Genomic DNA, 17,316 nt, shown 5'->3' with positions numbered 1-17,316 from the left:
GGTCAGCGTGATGAGCGGACGTGATGCACACCTCACCGGAGGGCCCGCGCACCGGGGTCCGCAAGCGCGAGGTTCGGTGGGTTCGGGGCCGAAGATAACGATTGGGGGCGTAGGCTTCGACTCGATCCTAGGGAGCTATATGTCCACCGAACGGCACATCACCCTCGTCCACGAGCAGAGCGAATTCGCTGAGGCGCGCTCTGCGGAGAAGGCGGAGAACGCGCGGCAGTGCGCGGTCGCCGCCCGCACGGTCGCGTCGCATTCCAACGACGCGGAAGATTGCGTATCGCTGCTGGCGATGCTCGGCCTGGATGCCCTCGCGGGCAAGCAGGTGGGCGCCGCTTCCACCGCCGCCGCCCGGAGCTGAATCGGATCGGACCGCCCCCTCTGGGCGGTCCGAGCCGGCGGCCGACCGGATCGGCCGCACAGACTCGATGCCTTCGGCTCACTGACATGGTCAGACCCGAGCCGAGGCCGCGTGCTGCGCGTCCGGCCCGCCGCCGTCCGCGCCACCGATCACGCCCCCGACCACCGTCGGCCGCCTGTCGCCGAGGAGTGCGTCGGTATTCGCCTGCGTGATCAGGTATTCCGGCACCGCGCGCTCCGTCTCACCGGTCGGTGGCAGCCCGGGCCCCAATGGTCCGGCGTAGTACCACCGATCGAGTCCACGGGTCGGCGCCGGGACAGTCGGCGGATTCGCGCCGATGACCGGACCCACCGCCCCGGGCACGCTCCGTCCGGCTTCCGGACGACCGCAGGCGCCGTTGTCCACAGGACCGATGCCTGCCCCCGCCCCACTGCGCCCTCCCGGATGGAGGAAGGTGCCATCGTGTGCCGGCCGATAGTGAGTGCCGGCCGCCGGGCGATCTCCCACCGCGGTCGCCGGCATCGACGATCCAGCCCTGCTGTCGCTGAGGTCGAGGGCGGCGCGGCCGAGCGAAGTCGCCGATCCCTCGATACCCGGGAGCGCGGGCACTGAAGAAGCCACTCCCGGACCACCCGGTTGCGAAAACCCCGGACCGCCGGGCGCCCCCGAGAACGCGGTACTCACGCCCGCACTCGACGACGACACCACGGTGGACCCCGCCACCGACTCCACGTCCGGACCCAGGTCGCCGCCCGATCCGAACGCACCCCGATCCTCGACCTCCGAGCCCGGATCACGCCACCCTGCCAGCTCCGAGCCAGGGCCACCCCACCCCGGCGTCTCCGTGTCAGAGCCACGCCAGTCCGCCGCCGAGTCGGTGACCGTCGACCTTCCGATCGTCGAGCCGCTGTCATCCGCCGTGCCATCGCTCGTCGCCCTATCGTCCGCCGCGCCGATGCCCGGTGACGAGACCTGAACCGGCCGGTCCGCTGTGGTCGCTGAGGAACTCGTCCCACCACTCGCCGACACGGAATCCTCGCCTTCCACCGAGCCCTGGTGGTCGTTACCCGTCGCTGATGGGTGGTTGCCTGCTGTCGGCTGTGCGCGGGCGGTTCCCGTCGCCGGCGGGTCGCTGCGCGTCGGAAGCGCGTGGTCGCCACTCATCGTCGGCGGGTGGTTGCCTCCCGTCGGCAGCGCGTTCTCGCGGTTCGAACTCCCGACGATCACCCACTGTCGGCCGGCATATGTGTCGGAAACGCACCGTCGAATCGGCATGGGCAGCACCGGAATCCTGCCGTCGATAGCACCGAACGGCACCACATATCGCTCCCGCATCGCGATCCTCGCGTTCTCCTCCGCGGACGCTGCCGCACGATGTGCGGTTGCCGCGTCCATCGGTGACATCGGATGCGCGGCGGCCCCGCTCATCGGCGACATGGCTGCCTCACCCATCGGTGGCAGCATCGGAGACTCGCCCCCGACGCTCATCGAGGAGATCGAGGTTCCCGCGCCGTCCACGACCAGCTCGGGGATCGCGTACTTCGTGGCGACGATCGCCTCGGCCGCGGCCCGGACCAGGCCCGGAAGCTCCAGCAGTGCCGGCGTCAACTCCCGCGCCTGCGTCACATACGCGCGCACGGCCGCTGCGGCCGCCTCGGCCGCCACTCCCGCCCATGCCGTCGCGAACGAGCCGTGCACGGCTCGTTCGAAGGCGTCCAACCCCTCGGCCCACCGTGCCGCGATCCGTTCGAACCGATCCGCCTGCGTGACCGCGTCGGTCACCTCGCGCGAGGTGAACGCCGCCACGATCTGCGCGTGACGCCAATTCCAGGCGTTCTCACCGCCGTCGGGAATCGTGCGCGGCTCGTGCTCGGTCATGGCAGTCGCTGCCGGAAAGTTGGTTGTCCCGCATCGGTTTCGGCCGCGCCGACCTGTCCGGCCCAGTCGTCGTCGGTGCGTATCAGCTCGTCCCGCGCGGACCGGCACGCGGACCGGAGTTCGGCGACGATGTCGGCATGAGCCGCCAGCACCGCGGCGATGCTGTTCGCGTCGCCGTCGGCCTTGGCGCGCAGCCGGGCCACGACGGTGGCCGCGGAGATCAACCTCGCGTCGTCCTCACCCAGACCCCATCGCGTCCGCGCGCCGATCTCCCCGGCCAGCGCGATGAGCTGGCCGATCACGCGCAAGAACTCCGCACACCCCCGATCGAATCCGGCGAACTCCGCCGGATTCAGCGGCACCCCCGTGGCGCCGTCGCTGCCGTTCCGCTGCATCACAAAGCCCCTCCCCGCCCGCCGTGGACACCTGAAAAACGCTGGTAAACAGCTGAATCAGTGCCGAACGTACGCCGCAGTCGACGGCGGTACCAGACCCAGCGCGCCACCTGTGGACAAACCGCGGCCTGTGCACAACTCCGCTCCGGCACGACCATGTGAGCGGGCGATCCGGGACTGGACAATTAGACTGGACAACGAGACGCTGCGAGCGTCCGCGTGGGAGTCTGTGCGTCGAACACAGCGGTACACGCGGGCCGATGACGTACCCGGCACGAGCGAGGAGGTGGGGTCGATGGCGTCGAGCACCGAGGATCGGCGATTCGAGGTCCTGCGAGCGATCGTCGCGGACTACGTCGCCACCAAGGAACCGATCGGCTCCAAGTCGCTCGTGGAACGGCACCACCTGGGTGTTTCCAGTGCCACGATCCGCAACGACATGGCCGTGCTGGAGGCCGAGGGGTACATCACCCAGCCGCACACCAGCTCGGGCCGCATTCCCACCGACAAGGGGTATCGCGAGTTCGTCGACCGGATCGCCGAGGTGAAGCCCCTCTCGGGCGCCGAGCGGCGCGCGATCATGGAGTTCCTCGAATCCGGCGTCGATCTCGACGACGTCCTGCGTCGCGGCGTGCGCCTGCTGGCCCAGCTCACCCGTCAAGTGGCGGTCGTGCAGTACCCCACGGTGTCGGCGTCGATCGTTCGGCACATCGAGGTCGTCGCGCTCAATCCGGCGCGCCTGCTGCTGGTGGTGATCACCGATACCGGCCGGGTCGATCAGCGCATCGTCGACCTCGGCGCGGTCATCTCCGACGACGATCTCGCCGCCGTGCGCGGCCTGCTCGGTGGCGCCATGGACGGCAAGCTGCTGTCTGTGGCCAGCGCCTCGGTGGCCGGCCTGCCGGAGCGAGCGCCCGCCAAGATCAAAGACGTGCTCGTCCGGGTCTCCACGGTGCTGGTGGAGACCCTGGTGGAGCATCCCGAGGAACGGCTGGTCCTCGGTGGCACGGCCAACCTCACCCGCAATGTCGCCGATTTCGGTTTCCCCGGCTCGCTGCGGACCGTGCTGGAAGCACTCGAGGAACAGGTCATCGTGCTGAAGCTGCTGGCCGCGGCGCAGCAGCCGGGCCAGGTCATGGTGCAGATCGGCGAGGAGACCCAGGTCGAGCAGATGCGCGGCACCTCGGTGGTGTCCACCGGCTACGGCGCGGCGGGCGCGGTGCTCGGCGGCATGGGTGTGCTCGGCCCGACCCGCATGGATTATCCGGGGACGATGGCCTCGGTGGCGACCGTCGCCCGCTACATCGGCGAGGTACTGGCCGAAAGGTGACGAGGGCCGGAATCGGCCCGAACCGCAACTGTTAAGGTCGGTACTTCGGCCGGTAAAGTTGAGTGGATTCGACTAAGGATGCGCCCGGCGCTCGGCTGGACCACAGCGACCAAGGACTAGAGAACTCACAGTGGCACGGGATTACTACGGACTGCTCGGCGTCGGCAAGAACGCCACCGACCAGGAGCTCAAGCGCGCCTACCGCAAACTGGCCCGCGAACTGCACCCCGACGTGAACCCGGACGAGGCCGCCCAGGCCAAGTTCAAGGAAGTTTCGACCGCCTACGAGGTACTGACCGACCCGGAGAAGCGCCGGATCGTCGACCTCGGTGGTGACCCGCTCGAAAGTGGCGGCGGCGGAGCCGGTTTCAACGGCGCGGGCTTCGGCGGTCTGGGTGACGTCTTCGAAGCGTTCTTCGGCGGCATGAGTGGCCAGGGTGGTGGCGCGCGCAAGCCGCGCGGCCGCGTCCAGCCCGGCGCCGACTCACTGATCCGCACCCGGCTGAGCCTGGCCGAATGCGCGGTCGGCGTCACCAAGCATCTGACCGTCGACACCGCCATCCTCTGCGACATCTGTCAGGGCGCGGGCACCAACGGCAACTCCAAGCCGGTGCGCTGTGAGACCTGTGACGGTGCCGGTGAGGTGCAGTCGGTGCAGCGGTCCTTCCTGGGCCAGGTGCTCACCTCGCGTCCCTGCCCGACCTGCCGCGGCGCGGGCGAGACCATCCCCGATCCCTGCCACAAGTGTGGTGGTGACGGCCGTGTCCGCGCGCGTCGCGAGATCGCCGCGCCGATCCCGGCCGGTGTCGCCAACGGCATGCGCGTGCGCCTTGCCGCGCAGGGCGAGGTCGGCCCCGGTGGCGGCCACGCCGGCGACCTCTACGTCGAGGTCGTCGAGCAGCCGCACGACACCTTCGTCCGTGACGGCGACGACCTGCACTGCACCGTTCGGGTCCCGATGGTGGACGCGATCCTGGGCACCACGGTCGTCGTGGACACCATCCTCGACGGCCCGACCGAGCTCACCATCGCGGCCGGCACCCAGCCCGGCGAGATCATCCAGCTGCGCGCCCACGGCATGCCCCGGCTGCGTTCGGGCGCCCGTGGCGACCTGCTCGCGCACCTCGACATCGTCGTGCCGACCAAGCTGGACGGCAAGCAGACCGATCTGCTGCGCAAGTTCAAGGGCCTGCGTGACAAGGATCGCGCCGAGGTGATGTCGTCGCAGTCCGAGCACAACAGCGGCCTGTTCGCCCGGCTGCGCGCCTCCTTCAGCGGACGCTGAGGCCGTGGCCGCGACGGTCTTCTACCTCGACGAGGTGCCCGAGCCGGGTGTCGTCGCCGTTCTGGACGGTCCGGAGGGCAGGCACGCGGCGACCGTGCGCCGGATCAAGGTCGGCGAGCCGATCACCCTGTCCGACGGACGCGGTGTGCTGGCCGAATCGGAAGTTGTCGCGGCCCAGAAGGACCGGCTCGAACTCGCGGTGCACCACCGGCGGATCGCTCCGCCGGTGACCCCGCGGGTGACCGTGGTGCAGGCGCTGCCCAAGTCGGATCGGTCGGAGCTGGCCGTCGAGTTGATGACCGAGGCCGGCGCCGACGTCATCGTGCCGTGGCAGGCGGCGAGGTGCGTCTCGAACTGGGAAGCCAAGGCCGCCAAGGGTGTCGAGAAGTGGCGCGCCGCGGCCAAGTCCGCCGCGCGGCAATCCCGGCGGGCCTACATTCCCGAGGTCGCCGACCTGCACCGCACTCGCGACCTGGTGGAACTGGTGCGCAGGGCCAAGGCCGAGGGCGCGATCGTCGCCGCCCTGCACGAATCCGGCGCGGGCAAGTTCACCGAGCTGCCGCTGGCCGCGGCGCGCGAGGTCGTCCTGATCGTGGGTCCCGAGGGCGGCCTCGACGACGCCGAACTGGCCGCCCTGGCCGAGGCGGGCGCCGACCCCGTGTTGCTCGGCCCGACCGTGCTGCGCACTTCCACGGCAGCCGCGGTGGCGCTGGGAGCACTCGGCGCGCTTACCCCGCGCTGGTAGATCACGGCCCCCCGTCCGCCGCCTTCCGCTCGTGACCTGCGATCACCGGTCGATCGCGGTTCGGCCGATCCCGCCGTTATATCGCTGGGCGGTGTCGGTGCCGCGCGTTAAACTGAGCTCATCGAACACACAGTCGAGACCGGAAGCAGGCCATAGCCACTTTTGAAGAACTCAGGCGAGATCGGCGACCCCACCAACCCCGTATCAGGCATCGGCGCAGGCGGAAACAACGCGGGTCCCGCAGCGCGAACAGTGCGTTCCAGCATCGAACTCGCGCCGGAGTCTGTTTTCCCGTTCCTCGGCTCGGCCGACCAGAATCTCCGTCAGCTGGAGAAGCTTCTCCCGGCCGACATCCACGTCCGCGGCAACACTGTCACCATCACCGGTAAGGCGGGCGATGTGGCGCTGGCCGAGCGCGTCATCGAGCAGCTCGTGGCGCTGACCGGCCGCAATCGGGTGATCACCCCCGAAGCGGTCCGGCACACCGTCTCGATGCTCACCGAAGGCGTGTCCGAATCGCCCGCCGAGGTGCTGAGCCTGGACATCCTGTCGCGCCGCGGCAAGACCATCCGGCCCAAGACGCTGAACCAGAAGCGCTACGTCGACGCGATCGACGCCAACACGATCGTGTTCGGCATCGGTCCCGCCGGTACCGGCAAGACCTACCTGGCGATGGCCAAGGCGGTGCAGGCCCTGCAGTCCAAGCAGGTCACCCGCATCATCCTGACCAGGCCCGCGGTCGAAGCCGGCGAGCGGCTGGGCTTCCTGCCCGGCACCCTCAACGACAAGATCGACCCGTATCTGCGGCCGCTCTACGACGCGCTGCACGACATGATGGACCCGGAAGCGATCCCCAAGCTGCTCGCCTCCGGCGTCATCGAGGTCGCGCCGCTGGCCTATATGCGTGGCCGCAGCCTCAACGACTCGTTCATCATCCTCGACGAGGCGCAGAACACCACGGCCGAGCAGATGAAGATGTTCCTGACCCGTCTCGGCTTCGGTTCGAAGATGGTCGTCACCGGTGACATCTCGCAGGTCGACCTGCCCAACGGGCAGCGCTCGGGTCTGCGCGCGGCGGCGGAGATCCTCGTCGACATCGACGACATCCATTTCTCGGAGCTCACCAGCGCCGATGTGGTGCGGCACCGGCTGGTCTCCGACATCGTCGACGCCTACGACCGGTTCGAGTCCGACACCCGCGCGGTGCCCGGCCCGCACTACCCGGGCAACCGGGCGCAGCGGCGCGCCGCCGGGCGTGCGAACCGGGGGTAACTCACGCCACGCTGGCCCGATGCCGCTCCCGGCGGCGTCGGGTCGGCACCGTACCCTGAACAGGTGAGCATCGAGATCGCCAACGAATCGGGCATGGACGTCCCCGAAGAAGACCTGGTCAGCGTCGCACGTTTCGTCATCGGCCGGATGGACGTGCATCCCGCCGCCGAGCTGTCGATGGTGCTCGTCGATCTCGACACCATGGCCGACCTGCACGTGCGCTGGATGGACCTGCCCGGCCCGACCGACGTGATGTCGTTCCCGATGGACGAGCTGGAGCCGGGCGGTCGTCCCGACAGCCCCGAGCCCGGCCCGTCGATGCTCGGTGACATCGTGCTCTGTCCCGAGTTCGCGATGGGGCAGGCGCAGAAGGCCGGCCATTCCCTTGATCACGAGCTGGCACTGCTCACCGTGCACGGCGTGCTCCACCTGCTCGGCTACGACCACGCCGAGCCGGAGGAGGAGAAGGAGATGTTCGCGCTGCAGGCACAGCTGCTCGAGGAGTGGTACGTGAGCCTGCGCGAGGAACAGCGACGCGCCGAACTGGCCGAGCGGGATGCCCAACTCCTCGGCAAGGCAGGTTTCACCGCACCGGGTGACGCACTGGGACCCGCGTGACCTCACTGACCCAGATCCTGCTGGCGATCCTGCTGATCGGGCTCGGCGGGGTATTCGCCGGGGTGGACTCGGCGTTGAACACGGTCTCGCGCGCCCGGCTCGACGACATGGTCCGCGAGGAACGGCCCGGCGCCGCGCGGCTGCGCAAGATCGTCGACGACCGCCCCCGGTACGTCAATCTCATGGTGCTGCTGCGCATTCTGTGCGAGATCACCGCCACCGTCCTGCTCGCCGCCGCGACCCTCGAGCTGTGGAGCGCGGGCACGGCACTGCTGGTGGCCGCCGCGGTCATGGTCGTCGTCTCCTACGTGGTGATCGGCGTCGGTCCGCGAACGCTGGGCCGCCAGCACGCCTATTCGATCGCGCTCGGCGCCGCGGTGCCGCTACAGATCATCGGCGCGCTGCTCGGCCCGGTGAGCAGAGTGCTGATTCTGCTCGGCAACGCGATCACCCCGGGTAAGGGATTTCGCAACGGCCCCTTCGCTTCCGAGATCGAGCTGCGCGAAGTCGTCGACATGGCCCGCGAGCGCGGCGTGGTCGCCGACGACGAACGCCGGATGATCCAGTCGGTGTTCGAGCTCGGTGACACCGCCGCCCGCGCGGTGATGGTGCCGCGCACCGAGATGGTGTGGATCGAGGCCGACAAGACCGCGGCCCAGGCGATGTCGCTGGCGGTGCGGTCCGGGCACTCCCGGATCCCGGTGGTCGGCGAGAACGTCGATGACGTGCTCGGCGTGGTGTACCTGAAAGACCTTGTCCCGTACGCCGATCGCAGCCGCAAGGTGACCGTGCGCGAGGTCATGCGCCCCGCGGTGTTCATTCCCGACTCCAAGCCGCTCGACGATCTGCTCGACGAGATGCAGCGCCGCCGCAACCACATGGCGCTGCTGATCGACGAGTACGGCGGCATCGCGGGCCTGGTGACCATCGAGGACGTGCTCGAGGAGATCGTCGGCGAGATCGCCGACGAGTACGACACCGACGAGACCCCGCCGGTGGAGGACCTGGGCGACGGCCGCTATCGGGTGTCGGCGCGGTTGTCGGTGGAGGACCTGGGCGAGCTGTACGGCCTCGACATCGAGGACGAGGACGTCGACACCGTGGGTGGGCTGCTGGCCCACGAGCTGGGGCGCGTCCCGCTGCCCGGGTCGAAGGTGACCGTCTACGGGCTGGTCCTGCGCGGTGAGGGCGGCGCCGACGCGCGCGGGCGGATGCGGGTGAACACCGTGCTGGTGCGCCGCGAGGCCGACAAGGACAAGAAGACCGACAAGTCCCGCAAGGGCAAGACCAACGGCACCGAGCAGACCACCAACGGCACCGCGCCGACGGAGGTCACCGTGCCCGACGACAACGGAGAGACCGATGAGTGAACTGGACGCCGAAGACAACAAGCTGCTGGTGCTGGCCCGGGGCGCGCTGGGCCGCACCGGCGGTGCGAGCGGTGCCGCCATCCGCGACACCGATGGTCGTACCTACGCCGCGGGCGCGGTGGCGCTGACCGCGCTGCGCCTGACCGCGTTGCAGGCCGCGGTGGCCGCCGCGATCTCCAGCGGTGCGGAGGGTTTCGAGGCGGCGGTCGTCGTCGGCGGTGACGCCGAGGACGCGGGCATCGCCGCGGTGCGCGAGGTCTCCCCGTCGGCCGCGGTGATCCGCACCGATCGCGCCGGCGCCGTGCTGAGCGAGGTGCACGGTGGCTGAGAAGGAATTCCGTTCCGGCTTCGTCTGTTTCGTCGGCCGTCCGAACACCGGCAAGTCGACGCTGACCAACGCCCTGGTCGGCACCAAGATCGCGATCACCTCCTCGCGCCCGCAGACCACCCGGCACACCATCCGCGGCATCGTGCACCGCGACCACGCCCAGCTGATCCTGGTCGACACCCCCGGCCTGCACCGTCCGCGGACCCTGCTCGGCCAACGCCTCAACGATCTCGTGCGCGACACCTACTCCGAGGTCGACGTCATCGCCCTGTGCATCCCGGCCGATGAGAAGATCGGCCCCGGTGACCGCTGGATCGTCGAGCAGATCAAGATGATGGCGCCCAAGACCACCGTGCTCGGTGTGGTCACCAAGATCGACAAGGTGGGTCGCGATCAGGTCGCCCATCAGCTGATGGCCGTCTCGAAACTGCTCGGTCCCGAGGCCGAGGTGGTTCCGGTGTCGGCGGTCAAGGGCGAACAGGTCGAGGTGCTCGTCGATGTCATCGCCTCGAAGATGCCCGAGGGCCCGGCGTTCTACCCCGACGGCGAGATCACCGACGAGTCCGAGGAAACCCTCATGGCCGAGCTGATCCGCGAGGCCGCGCTCGAGGGCGTGCGCGACGAGTTGCCGCACTCGCTGGCCGTGGTGATCGAGGAGATCCAGCCCTACGAGGCCAACGAGGACATGCTCGAGGTGCATGCCCTGCTGTATGTCGAACGGCCGAGCCAGAAGGCGATCATCATCGGCAAGAACGGTTCCCGCCTCAAGGAGGTCGGCACCAACGCCCGCAAGCAGATCGAGCACATCCTGGGTACCCGGATCTACCTGAACCTGCACGTGAAGGTGGCCAAGGACTGGCAGCGCGATCCGAAACAGCTGGGGAAGCTGGGCTTTTGACCGTTTGAGCGTCGGCGGTACGGGGTATCGTTCGGCGAATACGCCGACAGTGCCCGGCGTGCTCGCTGATCGCCCGGGGAGGCCGTCGAAGTGCCCGATGCCAATGATGTCGGCAAGCTGCTGGAGTTGCTGCGGGCGCTGGAAATCCCCGACACCAAGCCGCGAGTGCTGCGCACGCTGCTGCGCGGACGCCGCACGCTGCCCCGGCCGATCGTCGAACTGGTCGGGGTACAGGGGCATTCCGCGCTGGTCGCCGACCTCTACAGCTGGCTGGGCGAATCGGGGGGCAGGCGGGCGACGCCGCGCGCCAAGATCGATCTGCACGCGCCGGACCTGCCGCGCACCGCGCTCACGCCCGATCTCAGCGCGGTCAGCTCGCACGACGATCAGGAGATCGCCGGGCATTGTCTGCCGATCATCCAGCAGCTCGTCGCGGGCTTCGCCGCCGACGACACCGCGATGGGCGCAATCAAGTTCCCGCGCTACCGCACCGCCGATTGGCTGACCCGCCAACGGGTCACCAGCGACGAGTCCGAGGCGCCCGACGAATTGCGGCGCCGCCTGCCGAAACTGCTGCGCAGCGGATCGCCGACGAGCCGCTCCGACACCGCCGAAGGCGTCGCGGGCGACACGATCTCGCGGGTGGTGTTCGGGGTGCTCGCGCTGTGGCCGGTCCTGCGGCTGTGGCTGTGGGTGTCCGGGCGCATTCCCGGGATGTCGAAGGTGACCAGGTGGTTCCTGCACCAGCGCTATCTCGCACCCGAATTGTCCGGCAGCTTCCTGGGTTTCGCGTCCCGCCTGACCGCCTCGCACCGGGTCGACGAGAACGAGGAGCAGGTCGCCAAGCTGCTCATCCACGCGTTCCTCGAGGATCTGCGCGACGCGTATCGGCGCCGGATCTGGCGGCCGTCGAGCTGGCGGCGCACCGCCTACCCGGTCGCGCTGCTCGGCGGGCTCGCCGAGGGTAGCGACGGCGCGCGCATCCTCACCTGGATCAACGAGATCAGGAACGAGACCGGCCATTTCGATCCGCTGGTGCTCGTCGCCTTCCGCGACGAGGGCCCGAATCGGGAGGTCGGTGAACTCGGCGACATCGGCGAGCTGCGCACCCTGCGCACCCTGGAGAGTCTGGCCGATCAGCCGTCGTCGCAACCGCCGGACCCGCTGCAGAGCTGGGTGCGCGAGATCGACAACCGGCGCACCCACCGGCAGGCCGACGCCTGGTTCCTGCCGCTGCGCGCGCTGCTGCCCGCCGACACCCCGCCGCGGATCAGCGACCCGCGCTTCCGCGGTCTCGCGCTGCCGCCCGCACCGCCGATGGCGGCGCGCAGCTGGTTCGTCGGCCTGTGCGTGCTCATCCCGATCGCGCTGGCCATCGCCGCCGCGCTGGTCTACTTCCCGCCGCTGCGTGGCGCGCCGTGCTCGCAGTGGCCATGGACCGGCGGGGTCTCGGTGAGCCTGCGCGACGGTGAGTGCGTGGGCTACAGCGACAACACCGCGCAGCTCTTCGCCGACGATCCCGAGCTGACGGCGATGCAGCGCGAGGTGTTCCGGCTCAACGAAGCGGCCGTGCAGGCCCGCGAGAGCAACCCCAACCGGCCGCTGGTCTCGCTGGTGTACTTCGCCGGTCTCAGCTATGCCGACACCAACGTGCGCTACCCGCACGCCCAGGTCGAGGAGCTGGCCGGGCTCGCGGTGCAGCAGCGCCGCGCCCTGCTGGCCTCCGACGAGTCCGAACCGTTGTTGCGTGTCGTCATCGCCAACGGTGGCTCCGACATGCGCCAGGCGACCTGGGTGGTCGAGCACGCGCTGCGCGGTCTGGTGGCCGACGATCCCAGCGTGCTCGGCGTGGTCGGTATCGATCGCAGTACCGACGAGACCCGCGCGGCGATCGCCCGGCTCGGTGAACTGGGCGTGCCCGCGGTCGCGACGACGCTGTCCGCCGACGGGCTCGACCAGGCCTCGCCCCTGTATTTCCAAGCGGCGCCGAGCAATACCGTGCAGGCCCGGCTGGTCGCCGACTACGTCCAGGGCGCGCGCGAGGCGAACGGCACCGCCCGCTACGACAAGGTGACGATCTACCACCCGGAAGCGGCCGACGACCTGTACGTGACCACACTGGTCGCCGATCTGCAGGCCGAGCTCAGCACCCGCGGTGTCGCCCAGCAGAGTCTGAGCTGGCGCGAACAGCAACAGCTCTACCGCTTCCCCGCACCGTGTGAGACCGAGGGTGCCGACCGGCGCACCCTGCTGTTCTTCGCGGGCCGCAACGACGATTTCCCCACCTTCGCCAAAGCGGTCAGTCGCGGCTGTCTGAGCGGCGCGGGTCCGGCGATCCTCGGCAACGACGCGGTCACCCGGCTGATCACCGACCCCAAGGCCACCGCCGCGCTGCCCGCCAACCTGACGGTGCGCTATGTGGCCAAGGCCGCGCCGGTGATGCTCGGCGGCGCCGACTGTGTCAGCGGCGTGGGCAAACTCGGCAATCAGCCGGTGCCCTTCGAACACGAGCAGCTGTGCGTCGAACTGGCCGGACTCATCGAGGACCTGCGCGGCTACCCGGAACTGGCCGACTACCGCCCGACATGGGCGGGTGACCGCACCGGTCTCGCGTTCGACGTGAGCGGCCTGTTCCTGCAGGCCGTGCGCGCCAGCCGGGGTGTGCTCGCCGACCTGCCGCCGAACCGCACCGCCATCGCGGTGCAGTTGCGCGAGAGCGACTATCGCGGCGTCACCGGCACCCTGGGCTTCTCGACGCGGCGCGTCGCGGACGGCTCGTCGATCGCGGTACTGGTCACCACGGCGGTCGGCGGGCCCGGTCCGCAACGCTGCCTGATGATGTTCCCGCGCCAGAGCGGTCAGGACGGCTGCCCGGCGGGGACCAAGAGCGATCTCGAGAGCTGGGCTGAACCGGGGCGCTAGTGCGGTAATGCCGGAATTCCCGGACCGCGCCGCCGGATTCGTGCTGTTATAGTCGCTCGAACATGACCTCCGGGTGGGGACCGGCTTCAGCGGCGACCGATTCGGAAACGCTGCCGGAAGGGTCCCGGTAGTGCTGTGACCGTGGGAGACCGGGGCGGGTGAGTATCGCAGAGGGCGCGGAGTTCGCCGGGTATCTGATCGAACGGCGATTGGGCGCCGGTGGCATGGGCACCGTCTACCTGGCCCGCCATCCGCGGCTGCCCCGACACGACGCGCTCAAGATCCTCGCCGACGACCACGCCGCCGACCCCGAGTTCCGCGCCAGGTTCCTGCGCGAGGCCGAACTCGCCGCCACGCTGACCCATCCGAACCTCGTCGCCGTGCGCGATCGCGGGGAGACCGACGGCAAACTCTGGATCGCCACCCAGTACGTCGCCGGTTCCGACGCCGCCGAACTCGTCCGCACCGCCCCGACGGGTCTCGATCCGGAGCGGGCGGTGCGCATCATCGGCGAGGCGGCGCGCGGACTCGACGCGGTGCACCGGGCCGGACTCGTGCATCGCGACGTGAAACCGGCCAACATCCTGGTGGCCGAGGAGCCGGGGCATGCCGACCGGGTGCTGGTCACCGACTTCGGGATCGCGCGCCGCGCCGAGGACACCGCGACGCTGTCCGCGGGCGGCGGACTCACCGCGACCCTGTCCTATGTCGCGCCCGAGCAACTGAGCGGTGACCGGGTCGACCTGCGCGCCGACGTCTACGCCCTCGGCTGCTCCCTGTTCCAATTGCTGGTCGGTACAGTGCCGTTCGTCCGGCAGACGCCCGCGGCCATCATGTACGCGCATCTGCACGAGCCACCGCCGCGACCGTCGTCGATCCGGCCGGAGCTGCCTGCCGAGTGCGACGCCGTGATCGCGAAGGCGATGGCGAAGGACCCGGCGCAGCGGTTCGCCTCCTGCGGCGAGCTGGCCGCGGCCGCTCGCGCCGCGATGGACGGGCGGGTGCTGCCGCCGGCCGGGGCGGACCCGGCGTCGTCGACGGCCATCTCCGCTCCCGATCAACCGATTCCCGTCGCCACCGCTGGTGCCCCGGTGCGGGCGCAGCCGTCGGTGCAGGACGCCCCGGCCCAGGAGCGGTCCGGTCCGTCCTTGCCCGCCGGTTCGGGCTTCGGCGGTTCCTGGCCGCCCGCCCCAATGCCCGCGGCCGACCCGTTCACCGCGGCGCTGCTGCGCCGCCGGACGCCGCTGGGCAGGCTGATCCGCCGTCGCTCCGTCCAGGTGGCGGCCGCGGTGGTCGTCGTCCTCGGCCTCGCGACGGCGGTATTGCTCACCTCCGGCCCCGACGGTTCGGCATCGCGGACGGCCGTGACCACCTCACCGCCCCCGCTGCCACCGGCGACCGCGTGGGGTGCCTACAGCTTCGTGGCCGATACTTTCCCCGACCTGCTGCCCGCCTTCCCCTTCGGCGCCGGCTACCAGGAGCTGACCGGCTGCTACATGTTCGACGAGAAGTTCGACTTCGTGCCGACCGACAAGGCGGGACCGATCGCGCGGATGAGTTGCAGCGGAAATCGTGATCCCGCCGTCGCGATCACGGTCGTCTGCAATACCGACCGCTCCCGGATGCTGGTGCAGCCCAGCACCGATCAGGTCGAGGGCAACGAGGAGTGGCGTCGCCCCTCGGGCAGCGGAAACCTGCACTGGGGCAGCAATATCGGACTGGACAAGACCGTGACCGGATTCCTGCACGTCTACTTCGACGAACCGGCGCGCTCGTTCTGCCGGATCGATGTCAACGGCGGCGACAACGGCGCCGAACTGCGCGAGAAGTGGTGGACCGATGCGCCGCTGTGATCCCCGCGCGGCACTGCGGGCGGCCGCCCTGGTCGCCGCCCTCGCACTGACCGGCTGCACGGTGACGGGTACGCCCGAACCGGACCGGGTCGACCTGTCGACGCTGGATTACGGTACCTACCAGCATGTTCCGCTGGAGGCGCCGAACGGCGACGACTACTCAGGCCGGGTGATCGAGTCGGTGCGGATCGGCGAGGTGATGATCAATCCGGCCAGGGCCGACGCCGCCCTGTCCCTGCCCGCCGAATCCAAGCCCACGGTGCCGCTGCCGACCCCGGCCAAGGTGTCCGGTGTGCTGTCGGAGCAGGCCCGCGCCGTGCTCGACAAGTACGGCATGATCGCCGGATTCCAGGTCGCCGGTACCGATTCGACCCGCGCCAGGGGATTGTCGCTGCTGGCGCTGCGCATGACGGATTCCACCGCCGCCACCAAGGCCGCCGCCGATCTGGATGCCGCCGACGCGGCGGTCAGCCCCGACAATGTCGCCGTCACCATCCCGAACTACGCTGCCGCGCGCGCTCATTGGCGACCGACCGTGGCGAGCATGGCCGCCACCGTCGCGCGCGGCTCCTTCGTGGTGAGCGTGTTGGTCACGCACCCGACGCCGGATGCCGCGGCGTTGATAGGGCTCATCGGCAAGGCCTTCGACGCGCAACTGCCCGAACTCGATCGATTCGTCGCCACGCCGGTCGACCAGCTCGCGAGCTTGCCGCTCGACGGCGAGAAGATGCTGACCCGGTTGGTCCCCGAGAAGCTGGGGCGCTGGTCGCGGCCCGCGGTGCTGCTCATCGATCGGGAACAGATCGCCGGAGGTAAGACGCTGCTGCATGCCAGCGGTGTCGTGTACGGCCCGAACGTGAGCTACCTGAACGGCACCAGGCAGCAGCGATCCTCGGCCGACGCGTTCGCGATGATCGGCTTCGACGGGCTGATGCGGTATCCCGACGCGGTGGAGGCTCGCCGCGCCTTCGATCGCGGGACCCGATCATTGGCCGCCGACGGATTGCGGACCGTCACCGGTCCGGCCGGCCTGGCCGACATCCAGTGCCTCGACGACGACACCGGCCAGCCGGCCGTCCGCTACGCCTGCCGCGTGCTGCACGGCCGCTACGTCGCCACCGTGTTCGCGCCGCAGGAGCGGCAGGTCAAGCAGAAGGCAGCGGCTCAGTACAGCCTGCTGGTGCGCGCCGGATGACCGCACGGCTGCGGCCCGGCTCGGTCTTCGCCGGCTACGTGATCGAGCGGGTCCTCGGCAGCGGCGGGATGGGCACCGTCTACGCCGCGCGCCATCCGCGGCTGCCGCGGCTGGACGCGATCAAGGTGCTGAGCGAAGCGCACAGCGGCGCACCGGAATTCCGGGCGAGGTTCATCCGGGAGGCCGAGCTCGCGGCCCGCATCGATCATCCGAATGTGGTCGCCGTGCACGATCGCGGCCTCGTCGACGGCGCGCTGTGGATCGCGATGCAGTACGTCGCGGGGACCGACGCCGCAGCGGTGCTGCGCGCCGGTGTGCCCCGCCCGGAGCACGCGCTGCACATCGTCACCGAGGCGGCCGCCGGGCTGGACGCGGCGCACCGGGCCGGGCTGCTGCACCGCGATGTGAAACCGGCCAATCTGATGCTGGAAAGGCGGCCCGGGGAACCGGACCGGGTCCTCGTCGCGGACTTCGGCATCGCCAAATCCGGCACCGACAGCACCGCGCTCACCGAGACCGGCGCCTTCCTGGCCACCCTGGCGTACGCGGCGCCGGAACTGATCCGGCTCGACGCCGTGGATCATCGTGCCGATCTGTATTCGCTGGGCTGCACGCTGTTCGAACTGCTCACCGGCCGCACGCCGTTTCCGCGCGATACCGTCGCCGCGGTGATCAACGCGCACCTGACCGAGCCACCGCCCCGGCCGACCCAGGTGAACCCGGGGCTGCCGCCGGCGATCGATGCGGTGATCGCCCGGGCCATGGCGAAGAATCCCGACGACCGGTACTCCAGCTGCGGCGCGCTGGCCGCCGCCGCGGCCGCCGCGTTGGGCGCGCCGGTGGCGCCGACGGCGCGCGTC

At 70.0% G+C, this 17,316-nt stretch carries 15 protein-coding genes; 13 read left to right on the top strand and 2 right to left on the bottom strand.

The window, feature by feature from the left end:
* Positions 1-139 precede the first annotated feature (139 nt).
* Positions 140-367, top strand: coding sequence for a hypothetical protein (locus tag ATM97_RS08290; protein WP_218717366.1), 228 nt, complete (start codon positions 140-142; stop codon positions 365-367).
* A gap of 90 nt (positions 368-457) precedes the next feature.
* On the opposite strand, the gene ATM97_RS08285 is transcribed toward ATM97_RS08290, so the two are convergent.
* Positions 458-2,245, bottom strand: a complete 1,788-nt coding sequence (locus ATM97_RS08285) for a hypothetical protein (RefSeq protein WP_218717365.1) — start codon at positions 2,243-2,245, stop codon at positions 458-460.
* Positions 2,242-2,643: a hypothetical protein gene (locus ATM97_RS08280; RefSeq protein ID WP_218717364.1), complete on the bottom strand. Its 402-nt coding sequence runs from the start codon at positions 2,641-2,643 to the stop codon at positions 2,242-2,244. The genes ATM97_RS08285 and ATM97_RS08280 overlap by 4 nt, the downstream gene beginning before the upstream one ends.
* A 292-nt stretch (positions 2,644-2,935) precedes the next feature.
* Here ATM97_RS08280 and hrcA point away from each other — a divergent pair, with 292 nt between their 5' ends.
* The 12 genes from hrcA to ATM97_RS08220 all read left to right on the top strand — a co-directional run.
* Complete coding sequence (gene hrcA / locus ATM97_RS08275) at positions 2,936-3,970, top strand: heat-inducible transcriptional repressor HrcA (protein WP_218717363.1); 1,035 nt, start codon at positions 2,936-2,938, stop codon at positions 3,968-3,970.
* 130 nt (positions 3,971-4,100) lie between these two features.
* Positions 4,101-5,255 (top strand): molecular chaperone DnaJ, encoded by a 1,155-nt coding sequence (gene dnaJ, locus ATM97_RS08270; protein WP_218717362.1) that lies wholly within the window; start codon positions 4,101-4,103, stop codon positions 5,253-5,255.
* A 4-nt stretch (positions 5,256-5,259) separates the two neighbouring features.
* Positions 5,260-6,000 carry a 16S rRNA (uracil(1498)-N(3))-methyltransferase gene (locus ATM97_RS08265; protein ID WP_218717361.1) on the top strand — a complete coding sequence of 247 codons (741 nt, stop codon included), beginning with the start codon at positions 5,260-5,262 and terminating at the stop codon, positions 5,998-6,000.
* Positions 6,001-6,210: 210 nt separating this feature from the next.
* Entirely contained in the window at positions 6,211-7,272 is a 1,062-nt protein-coding gene (locus tag ATM97_RS08260; protein WP_218717394.1) for a PhoH family protein, read from the top strand.
* Positions 7,273-7,335: 63 nt separating this feature from the next.
* Positions 7,336-7,890 (top strand): rRNA maturation RNase YbeY, encoded by a 555-nt coding sequence (gene ybeY, locus ATM97_RS08255; RefSeq protein WP_189033070.1) that lies wholly within the window; start codon positions 7,336-7,338, stop codon positions 7,888-7,890.
* Entirely contained in the window at positions 7,887-9,260 is a 1,374-nt protein-coding gene (locus ATM97_RS08250; protein ID WP_218717360.1) for a hemolysin family protein, read from the top strand. Before ybeY ends, ATM97_RS08250 begins: the two co-directional genes overlap by 4 nt.
* Positions 9,253-9,588 (top strand): cytidine deaminase, encoded by a 336-nt coding sequence (locus ATM97_RS08245; RefSeq protein WP_218717359.1) that lies wholly within the window; start codon positions 9,253-9,255, stop codon positions 9,586-9,588. The genes ATM97_RS08250 and ATM97_RS08245 overlap by 8 nt, the downstream gene beginning before the upstream one ends.
* A complete protein-coding gene (era, locus tag ATM97_RS08240; RefSeq protein WP_218717358.1) occupies positions 9,581-10,486 on the top strand; it encodes a GTPase Era in 906 nt (301 codons plus the stop codon). Before ATM97_RS08245 ends, era begins: the two co-directional genes overlap by 8 nt.
* Positions 10,487-10,576: 90 nt before the next feature.
* Positions 10,577-13,408 (top strand): ABC transporter substrate-binding protein, encoded by a 2,832-nt coding sequence (locus ATM97_RS08235; RefSeq protein WP_218717357.1) that lies wholly within the window; start codon positions 10,577-10,579, stop codon positions 13,406-13,408.
* Positions 13,409-13,566: 158 nt separating this feature from the next.
* On the top strand, positions 13,567-15,261 hold the full coding sequence (locus ATM97_RS08230; RefSeq protein ID WP_308248414.1) for a serine/threonine-protein kinase: 1,695 nt from the start codon (positions 13,567-13,569) through the stop codon (positions 15,259-15,261).
* Entirely contained in the window at positions 15,248-16,456 is a 1,209-nt protein-coding gene (locus ATM97_RS08225) for a hypothetical protein (protein ID WP_218717356.1), read from the top strand. Before ATM97_RS08230 ends, ATM97_RS08225 begins: the two co-directional genes overlap by 14 nt.
* Positions 16,453-17,316: serine/threonine-protein kinase (locus ATM97_RS08220; protein ID WP_218717355.1), on the top strand; the 864-nt coding region annotated here is incomplete at its 3' end. The genes ATM97_RS08225 and ATM97_RS08220, both read left to right, overlap by 4 nt.

The sequence above is a fragment of the Nocardia sp. MH4 genome (assembly GCF_019266065.1).
GTDB lineage: Bacteria > Actinomycetota > Actinomycetes > Mycobacteriales > Mycobacteriaceae > Nocardia > Nocardia canadensis.
The sequence above is the reverse complement of the archived record's forward strand: the minus strand, read 5'-3'. Positions and strand labels throughout refer to the sequence as shown.